Annotated in this window: 1 protein-coding gene; it reads right to left on the bottom strand. The window is 73.2% G+C overall.

Going from position 1 to position 9,756, the window contains the following annotated elements; all coding sequences use genetic code 11:
* Positions 1–48: 48 nt before the first annotated feature.
* Positions 49–9,723 (bottom strand): type I polyketide synthase, encoded by a 9,675-nt coding sequence (locus ACZ7P3_RS41040; protein WP_472089773.1) that lies wholly within the window; start codon positions 9,721–9,723, stop codon positions 49–51.
* Positions 9,724–9,756 lie beyond the last annotated feature (33 nt).

Raw genomic sequence — 9,756 nt, 5'->3', positions numbered from 1 at the left:
GCCCATTCTCTGAAAGCTCAAGCTTGCTGTCCGCAATGCCGAGAATCTTTACCGGCCGAGTTCCTTGTGGATGAACTCGAATATCTCGTCGTCCGATGCGGACCCGATCTTCTCCGCGACCGCCTGACGCTCAGAAGGAGCGGCGGATTTCGTCCACTGGGAAAGGAGCCCCTGCAGCCGATCGGTGATTTCTTGATAGGTGTTCTCGTCCGGTGTCGCCCCGGTCAGGAGCGATCCGAGCCGGTCGACTTCCTCGACAAGGGAGACCGGCGCCGATTCGTCCTGGAACTCCTCGTTCCAGAGGTACTCGGCCAGCGCTGTCGGGTTGGGGCAGTCGAACAGCAGCGTGGCGGGCAGGTGCAGACCGGTGGCGGCGCTGAGCCGGTTGCGCAGTTCCACCGCGGTCAGCGAGTCGAAGCCCAGGTCGCTGAAGGCGCGCGTGGGTTCGACCGCGTCGGCGGACGCGTAGTCCAGCACGGCTGCCGCGTGCGTCTGGACCAGGTTGACCAGCGTCCGGTTCTGCTCGGCCCGCGACAGGCCCGCCAGCTGCTGCTTCAGGTTCTCGCCCGCCTGCGGGTCGACGGCCTCGGCACTGCCGGCCGCGTCCGCGCCGGCGTCCGCCAGGGCCTGCCGGACCTCGGGCAGCGCCTCGACCAGCGGGCTGGGCCGGCGCAGCGTGAACGGCGGGGCGAACCGCGCCCAGTCCATGTCCGCGATCGTCACCAGGGTTTCCCGGCCGTCGAGGATCTGGGCCAGCGCCTGGATCGCGTGCCCCGGGTCCATGACGAGCAGTCCGCGCCGCACCATCTGCGCGGCGCCGCCCTCGTCGGTCATGCCGCCGCCGCCCCACGGGCCCCAGGCCACCGAGGTCGCCGTCTCCCCCCGGGCCAGGCGGCTCTCCGCCAGCGCGTCCAGGAAGGTGTTGGCCGCCGCGTAGGAGGGCTGCAGACCGCTGCCCCAGGTCGCCGAGATGGAGGAGAACAGCACGAACGCGTCCAGGTCCATGTCCCTGGTCAGCTCGTCCAGCAGGGCCGCGCCGGTGGCCTTGGCCGCCAGCACGGCGGCCGTCTCGGCCAAGCCGGTCTCCTGGACCGCGGTGGCCTGCCCGACACCTGCGGTGTGCAGCACCGCGGACAGCGCGGGGCCGCTCGCCCCGATCCGGGACACCAGCCCGGTCAGGTCGGACCGGTCGCTCACGTCGCAGGCCACAACGTCCACGCGGGTGCCCTGGGCGGCCAGTTCGGCTGCCGTGGCGGCGACACCGGTGGCCGCGGGGCCGGATCGGCTGGTCAGCACCAGCCGCTCCGCTCCGCGCCCGGCCGCCAGCCGCGCCAGGCGCCCGCCGAGCGCGCCGGTGCCGCCGGTGATCAGCGCGGTGCCGCGCGGTGTCCAGGGCTCGGCGGAGCCGCGGGGCTGCGGGGCACGGGTCAGCCTGCGGCCGAGGATTCCGGCCGCGCGGATCGCGACCTGGTCCTCACCGCACCCGGCCAGCACGGCGGTCAGCCGCGCCCCGGCGCGCTCGTCGAACACGGCGGGCAGGTCGATCAACCCGCCCCAGCGGTCCGGGTGTTCCAGTCCCACGACCCGCCCGAGGCCCCAGACCTGCGCCTGCACGGGGTGGGTCAGCGTCTCGCTCGGTCCCACGGCCACGGCGCCGGAGGTGGCCGCCCACAGCGGTGCGGCCACTTCCGCGTCGCCGAGGGCCTGCACCAGAGTCAGCGTCGCGGCCAGCCCGCCCGGGACCACCGGATACTCCGGTACGGGCGTCTCGTCCAGCGCCAGCAGCGAAACGACACCGGAGAATCCGCCCTCCGGCACCAGCGCGCGGATCCGCTCGGCCAGCTTCGGCCGCTCGTCCGCCGCCACGGCCTCCAGCAGCACCACCTCGGCCCCACGGCCGGCCAACGCCGCCGTACAACCCTGCGCCAGCCCGTCCGCATCCGTCCCGGCCGGCGCCACGACCAGCCATGTCCCGGACAGCACACCCGCGTCGGGCTCCGCCACCGGCGCCCACGCCACCCGGTAACGCCAGTTCGCCGTCACCGACAGGTCCTGCTCCCGGCGCCGCCAGGACGCCAGTGCCGGCAGGACGTCGCTGAGCTGCTTCTGGTCCTCGATGGCCAGCGTGTCCGCGATCCGGGCCAGGTCGCCGCCCTCGACGGCGGCCCAGAACTCGGCCTCCGCCGCCGTACTCGCCCCGTCGCCGCCCGCCGGGGGCACCACCTCGGCCGTCGTCTCCAGCCAGTACCACTGGTGCTGGAAGGCGTACGTCGGCAGATCCACCTGTTCCGCGGCGGGCAGGACCGTCTTCCAGTCCACACCCAGCCCGCCGGCGTACGCCTGCGCGAGCGAGGTGACCAGCCGCGCGACACCGCCGTTGTCCCGCTCCAGCGTCCCCACCGTCAGCACATCCGACACGCCCGCATCCTCGGCGGTCTCCATCACCGCGGCCGTCAGCACCGGATGCGGCGAGACCTCCACGAACGCCCCGAAACCCTCACCGAGCAGGCTCCGTACGGCCTCCTCGAAGCGCACCATGCGGCGCAGGTTCGCGAACCAGTACCCGGCGTCCACCTCGGTGCCCGACACCCACTCACCCGTGACCGTCGAGGCCATCGGCACCCGGCCCGCCCGCGGGGTGATCCCGGCCAGCTCCTCCTCCAGCACCACCGCCAGCGGCTCCACCGCCGGAGAGTGCGCCACGAAGTCCGTCTCCGGAATACGCCAGCGCAACACCTTCCGCTTCGCCAGCTCCCGCTCAAACTCGCCCAAGGCTTCCGGCTCACCGGACACCACCACCACCGCAGGACCGTTGACCGCAGCCACCGACAGGCGCTCGCCCCACTGCCCGGCAAGCTCCCGCGCCGACTGCGACGGCATCACCACCGACACCATCGAGCCCTGCGCCGACAGACCCGACAACGCACGCGAGCGCACCGCCACCACCCGGGCACCATCCTCCAAGGACAGCATCCCCGCCACCGTCGCCGCCGCGATCTCACCCTGCGAGTGACCAACGACCGCATCCGGGCTGACACCGGCGGCCTCCCACACCGCCGCAAGCGACACCATCACCGCCCACAACACCGGCTGCACCACATCCGCACGATCCAGCCCCGCAGCACCCTCAACACCCGACATAACATCGGACAACGACCACGGCACAAACGGCGCCAGCGCCGCCCCACACTCCGCCAGCCGCGCCGCGAACACCGGACTCGACAAGGCCAACTCCCGGCCCATACCGACCCACTGCGTCCCCTGACCCGCGAACACGAACACCGTCCGCGCACCGGAACGCGCAACCCCGGAGACCACCGACGGCGCGGGCGTCCCGGCCGCCAGACCCTCCAGACCGGTCACCAACTCCCCACGGTCGCCGCCGATCACCACAGCCCGGTGCTCGAACACCGACCGCGTCGCCGCCAACGACCACGCCACATCCGCCGGTTCCAGCTCGGGCCGGGCCGCAACCCACTCCCGCAACCGGCCCGCCTGCCCGGCCAGGCCCTTCGCCGAACGGCCCGACACCACCCACGCGGCCGGCCCGCCCGGCTCCACCACCGCGGGCACGGCAACCGGCTCGGCCCCTTCGGTGAGGTCTGGGGCGCCGTCGTCCTCGGGCGCACCGGTCTCGGCGGCCGGCGCCTCCTCGATGATGACGTGGGCGTTGGTGCCGCTCATCCCGAAGCCCGACACACCCGCGCGACGCACCCGGCCCTCGTCCGTCCACGGCATCGTTTCGGTGAGCAGCTGCACTTCACCTGTCGACCAGTCGATGTGCGGAGAACGCTCTTCCGCGTGCAGGGTCCGCGGCAGCTGCCGGTGCTGCAGCGCCTGCACCATCTTGATCACTCCGGCCACACCGGCCGCGGCCTGGGCGTGACCGATGTTCGACTTCACCGAGCCCAGCCACAGCGGCCGGCCGTCGGGGCGCTCCTGGCCGTAGGTCGCGAGCAGCGCATGGGCCTCGATCGGGTCGCCGAGCGGCGTGCCCGTGCCGTGTGCCTCCACGACGTCGACCTCGTCGGCACCGATGCCCGCGTTCGCCAGCGCGGCGCGGATGACCCGCTGCTGCGAGGGGCCGTTCGGGGCGGTCAGGCCGTTGGAGGCACCGTCCTGGTTGGTCGCGCTGCCGCGCACCACCGCCAGCACCTTGTGGCCGTTGCGCCGGGCGTCCGAGAGCCGTTCCACGACCAGCATGCCCGCGCCCTCGCCCAGGCCCATGCCGTCGGCCGTCGCCGAGAACGGCTTGCACCGTCCGTCCGGCGCCAGCCCCATCTGCCGGCTGAACTGGTTGAACAGGAGCGGGTTGGCCGCCACCATGACGCCGCCGGCCAGGGCCAGCGTGCACTCGCCGGAGCGCACCGCCTGACAGGCCAGGTGCAGGGCCACCAGCGACGACGAGCAGGCCGTGTCGACCGTGACCGCCGGGCCCTCCAGGCCCAGGACGTAGGACACCCGGCCGGACACCACGCTGGTCGAGACGCCGGTGACGAGGTGCCCGTCCAGTCCGCCGCTCTGCAGGCCGTTGCTCCAGCCGTAGCCCGATGCGGCCGCGCCGGCGAACACGCCCGTCGCGGAGCCGCGCAGCGAAGCGGGGTCGAAGCCGGCCCGCTCCAGCGCCTCCCAGGACACCTCCAGCAGCAGCCGCTGCTGCGGGTCCATCGATGTGGCCTCCCGCGGGCTGATCCCGAAGAATCCCGCGTCGAAGCCGCTCGCGTCGTAGACGAAACCGCCCGCCCGGACGGGCTTCCCGGTGTACTCGTCGTCAGTGCCGGCCGTGTCCTCGATGACCCAGCCCCGGTCCTCCGGCAGAACGGAGATGGCGTCCGTTCCCGCGGCCACCAGGTTCCACAGGTCTTCCGGGCTCGCCACGCCACCCGGGTACCGGCAGCTCATGCCGACGATCGCCAGGGGCTCGTCCGTGGCCGCCGCCGCGACGGGGGCGGCCTGGGCGTGGCCGAGCGTGCCCACCACCCGCGCCAGGAGGAACTCGGCGGCGGCCGTGGGCGTAGGGGCGTCGAACAGCAGGGTGGCGGGCAGGTGCAGACCCGTTGCCGTGCTCAGCCGGTCGCGCAGTTCCACCGTGGTCAGCGAGTCGAAGCCCAGGTCGCTGAAGGCCCGGTTGGCCTCCACGGCCTCGGGCGAGGGGTAGTCCAGCACCGCGGCCGCCTGCGTCTGGACCAGGTTGACCAGCGTCCGGTTCTGCTCGGCCCGCGACAGGCCCGCCAGCTGCTGCTTCAGGGCGGTGCCCGTGTCGCTGCCGACGGCCGACTCGCGCCCGGCCGCGTCCGCTTCGGCGCCGTGCAGGGCCTGCCTGACGTCGGGCAGGCTCTCGATGAGCGGGCTGGGACGGCGCAGCGTGAACGGCGCGGCGAACCGCGCCCAGTCCACGTCCACGATCGTCATCAGGCCTTCGCCGCGGTCCAGGATCTGGGCCAGCGCCTGGACGGCCTGGTCCGCTTCCATGACCATGAGTCCGCGCCGCACGCCCTGCGCGGCTCCTTCCTCGTCGGTCATTCCGCCGCCGCCCCAGGGACCCCAGGCCACCGAAGTGGCGGGCAGCCCCTGGGCCCGGCGGTGCTCGGCGAGCCCGTCCAGGAAGGTGTTGGCCGCGGCGTAGGCGGGCTGCAGACCGCTGCCCCAGGTCGCCGAGATCGAGGAGAACAGCACGAACGCGTCCAGGTCCATGTCCCTGGTCAGCTCGTCCAGCAGGGCCGCGCCCGCGGCCTTGGCCGCCAGCACCGCGGCCGTCTCGGCCAGACCGGTGTCCTGTACGGCGGTCTCCTGGGGGAGGCCGGCGGTGTGCATCACCGCCGACAGCGCAGGCCCGTCCGCCGCGGTCCGCGCCAGCACTGCGGTCAGGTCCGCCCGGTCACTCGCATCGCAGGCCAGGACATCGACCCGCGCCCCGGCCGTCGCCAGCTCGGCCGCCAGCGCCGCCGCACCCGCCGCACCGGGCCCGGACCGGCTGGTCAGCACCAGCCGCCGGGCACCGCGGCCCGGCAGCCAGCGCGCCACGTGGCCGCCGATGGCGCCGGTGCCGCCGGTGATCAGCACGCTCCCGCGTGGTGCCCACACCTCGGTGGAGCCGCCCGGCTGCGCGGCCCGGGTCAGCCTGCGGCCGAGTATCCCGACCGGTCGGATCGCGACCTGGTCCTCACCGCAGCCGGCCAGCACGGCCGCAAGCCGCGTCCCCGCGCGCTCGTCGAGTACGGCGGGCAGGTCGATCAACCCGCCCCAGCGGTCCGGGTGTTCCAGTCCCACGACCCGCCCGAAGCCCCACACCAGCGTCTGCACGGGGTGGGTCAGCGTCTCGCTCGGTCCCACGGCCACGGCGCCGGAGGTGGCCGCCCACAGCGGTGCGGCCACTTCCGCGTCGCCGAGGGCCTGCACCAGAGTCAGCGTCGCGGCCAGCCCGCCCGGGACCACCGGATACTCCGGTACGGGCGTCTCGTCCAGCGCCAGCAGCGAAACGACACCGGAGAATCCGCCCTCCGGCACCAGCGCGCGGATCCGCTCGGCCAGCTTCGACCGCTCGTCCGCCGCCACGGCCTCCAGCAGCACCACCTCGGCCCCACGGCCGGCCAACGCCGCCGTACAACCCTGCGCCAGCCCGTCCGCATCCGCTCCGGCCGGCGCCACGACCAGCCACGTCCCGGACAGCACACCCGCGTCGGGCTCCGCCACCGGCGCCCACGCCACCCGGTAACGCCAGTTCGCCGTCACCGACAGGTCCCGCTCCCGGCGCCGCCACGACGTCAACGCCTCCAGGACCTCGCCCACATGCTGTCGGTCCTCGACCTCCAGGACCTCGGCGATGTGGGCCAGGTCGCCGCCCTCGACGGCGGCCCAGAAGCGTGCCTCGGCCTCCGTGTTCGTGCCGAAGCCGTCCGCCGGGACCGCAGGCGCGGCCGGGGTCTCCAGCCAGTACCGCTGGTGCTGGAAGGCGTACGTCGGCAGATCCACCTGTTCCGCGGCGGGCAGGACCGTCTTCCAGTCCACACCCAGCCCGCCGACGTACGCCTGCGCGAGCGAGGTGACCAGCCGCGCGACACCGCCGTTGTCCCGCTCCAGCGTCCCCACCGTCAGCACATCCGACACGCCCGCATCCTCGGCGGTCTCCATCACCGCGGCCGTCAGCACCGGATGCGGCGAGACCTCCACGAACGCCCCGAAACCCTCACCTAGCAGGCTCCGTACAGCCTCCTCGAAACGCACCATGCGGCGCAGGTTCGCGAACCAGTACCCGGCGTCCACCTCGGTCCCCGACACCCACTCACCGGTCACCGTCGAGGCCATCGGCACCCGGCCCGCCCGCGGGGCGATCCCGGCCAGCTCCTCCTCCAGCACCGCCGCCAGCGGCTCCACCGCCGGAGAGTGCGCCACGAAGTCCGTCTCCGGAATACGCCAGCGCAACACCTTCCGCTTCGCCAGCTCCCGCTCGAACTCCCCCAACGCCTCCGGCTCACCCGACACCACCACCGCCGCCGGACCGTTCACCGCAGCCACCGACAACCGCTCACCCCACTGCCCGGCAAGCTCCCGCACCGCTGCCGACGGCATCACCACCGACACCATCGAGCCCTGCGCCGACAGACCCGACAGCGCACGCGAGCGCACCGCCACCACCCGGGCACCGTCCTCCAACGACAGCATCCCCGCCACCGTGGCCGCCGCGATCTCACCCTGCGAGTGGCCGACGACCGCATCCGGGGTGACACCGGCGGCCTCCCACACCGCCGCAAGCGACACCATCACCGCCCACAACACCGGCTGCACCACATCCGCACGATCCAGCCCCGGAGCACCCTCAACACCCGACATAACATCGTTCAAGGACCAGTCCACATACGGCGCCAGCGCCGCCCCGCACTCCGCCAGCCGCGCCGCGAACACCGGACTCGACAAGGCCAACTCCCGGCCCATACCGACCCACTGCGTCCCCTGACCCGCGAACACAAACACCGTCCGCACACCAGAACGCGCAACCCCCGACACCACCGAACCCGCGGGGGCACCTGCGGCAACACTCTGCAGACCGGCCACCAACTCGCCGCGCTCACCGCCCAGCACCACGGCCCGGTGCTCGAACACCGACCGCGTCGCCGCCAACGACCACGCCACATCCGCCGGTTCCAGCTCCGGCCTTGCCCCAACCCACTCCCGCAACCGGCCCGCCTGCGCCGCCACGCCCTCGGCCGAACGGCCCGACACCACCCACGCGGCAAGCCCGCCCGGCTCCACCACCGCCGGCACGACGACCGGCTCGACCACGGAGTCCGGTTCGTCCAGGACCTCGGCCAGCTCGCCGTCCTCGGCGGGGGCGCCGGCCTCCTCGGCGTCCTGGGCCGGGGCCTCCTCCAGGATGATGTGCACATTGGTGCCGCTCATCCCGAACCCCGACACGCCCGCGCGCCGCACCCGGTCGTCCGCCGTCCACGGCACGGACTCGCTCAGCAGCCGCACCGCACCGGCCGACCAGTCCACGTGCGAGGTGGGTTCCTCGACGTGCAACGTGGCGGGCAGCTGCCGGTGCTGCAGGGCCAGCACCATCTTGATGATCCCGGCCATGCCCGCGGCCTGCTGGGTGTGCCCGATGTTGGACTTCACGGAGCCGAGCCACAGCGGGCGGTCCTCCGGCCGGTCCTGGCCGTATGTCGCGAGCAGTGCCTGGGCCTCGATCGGGTCGCCGAGCGGGGTCCCGGTCCCGTGCGCCTCGACCACGTCCACGTCGCTGGTCGACAGGCGGGCGTTGGCGAGGGCCGCCCGGATCACCCGCTGCTGCGAGGGGCCGTTGGGCGCGGTCAGACCGTTGGACGCGCCGTCCTGGTTGATCGCCGAGCCGCGCACCACCGCCAGCACGTGGTGGCCGTTGCGGCGGGCGTCGGACAGTCGCTCCATCACCACGACACCGGCGCCCTCGGCCACGCCCATGCCGTCGGCGGAGGCCCCGAACGCCTTGCACTTCCCGTCGGGGGACAGCCCGAGCGATTCGTTGAAGTCGGTGAAGAGGACCGGGGTCGCCGCCACGAACGCGCCGCCGACCAGCGCCGTGGAGCACTCGCCGGCGCGCAGCGCCTGGGAGGCCAGGTGGAGCGAGACCAGCGACGACGAGCACGCCGTGTCGACCGTGACCGCCGGGCCCTCCAGGCCGAACGTGTAGGACAGCCGGCCGGACAGGATGCTCATCGCGTTGCCGGTCATCACATGGCCGTCGTGCTCGCCCAGCCGGCCGCCCATCCAGCCGTAGCCGGACGCGGACGCGCCCGCGAACACGCCCGTCGCGGAGCCGCGCAGCGACGCCGGGTCGACACCGGCCCGCTCCATGGCCTCCCACGCCACCTCCAGCAGCAGCCGCTGCTGCGGGTCCATCGACAGGGCTTCCCGGGGGCTGATCCCGAAGAATCCCGCGTCGAATTCGGTGGCGTCGTAGAGGAAGCCGCCGGCGTGCACCTTCGCACGGCCGGACCCGGAGCCGTCCGGGTCGCCGACGTCCCAGCCGCGGTTCTGCGGCAGTGCGGCGATCGCGTCCGTACGCGTGGTCAGAAGGTTCCACAGTTCTTCGGGGCTGCGCACGCCACCGGGAAAGCGGCAGCTCATGCCGACGATCGCAATCGGCTCGTCACCGGCCGCTTCCATTTCCTGCAGACGCTGGCGAGTCTCATGCAGATTGGCGGTCACCCGCTTGAGGAAGTAGCGGAGCTTTTCTTCGCTCATTTTCGTCACCTCGTCGAGGAAGTCGCGGCGTAC

The organism is Streptomyces sp. NPDC107581 (assembly GCF_055657175.1).
Note: the sequence above shows the minus strand (reverse complement) of the source record. Positions and strands in the feature narration are given on the sequence as shown.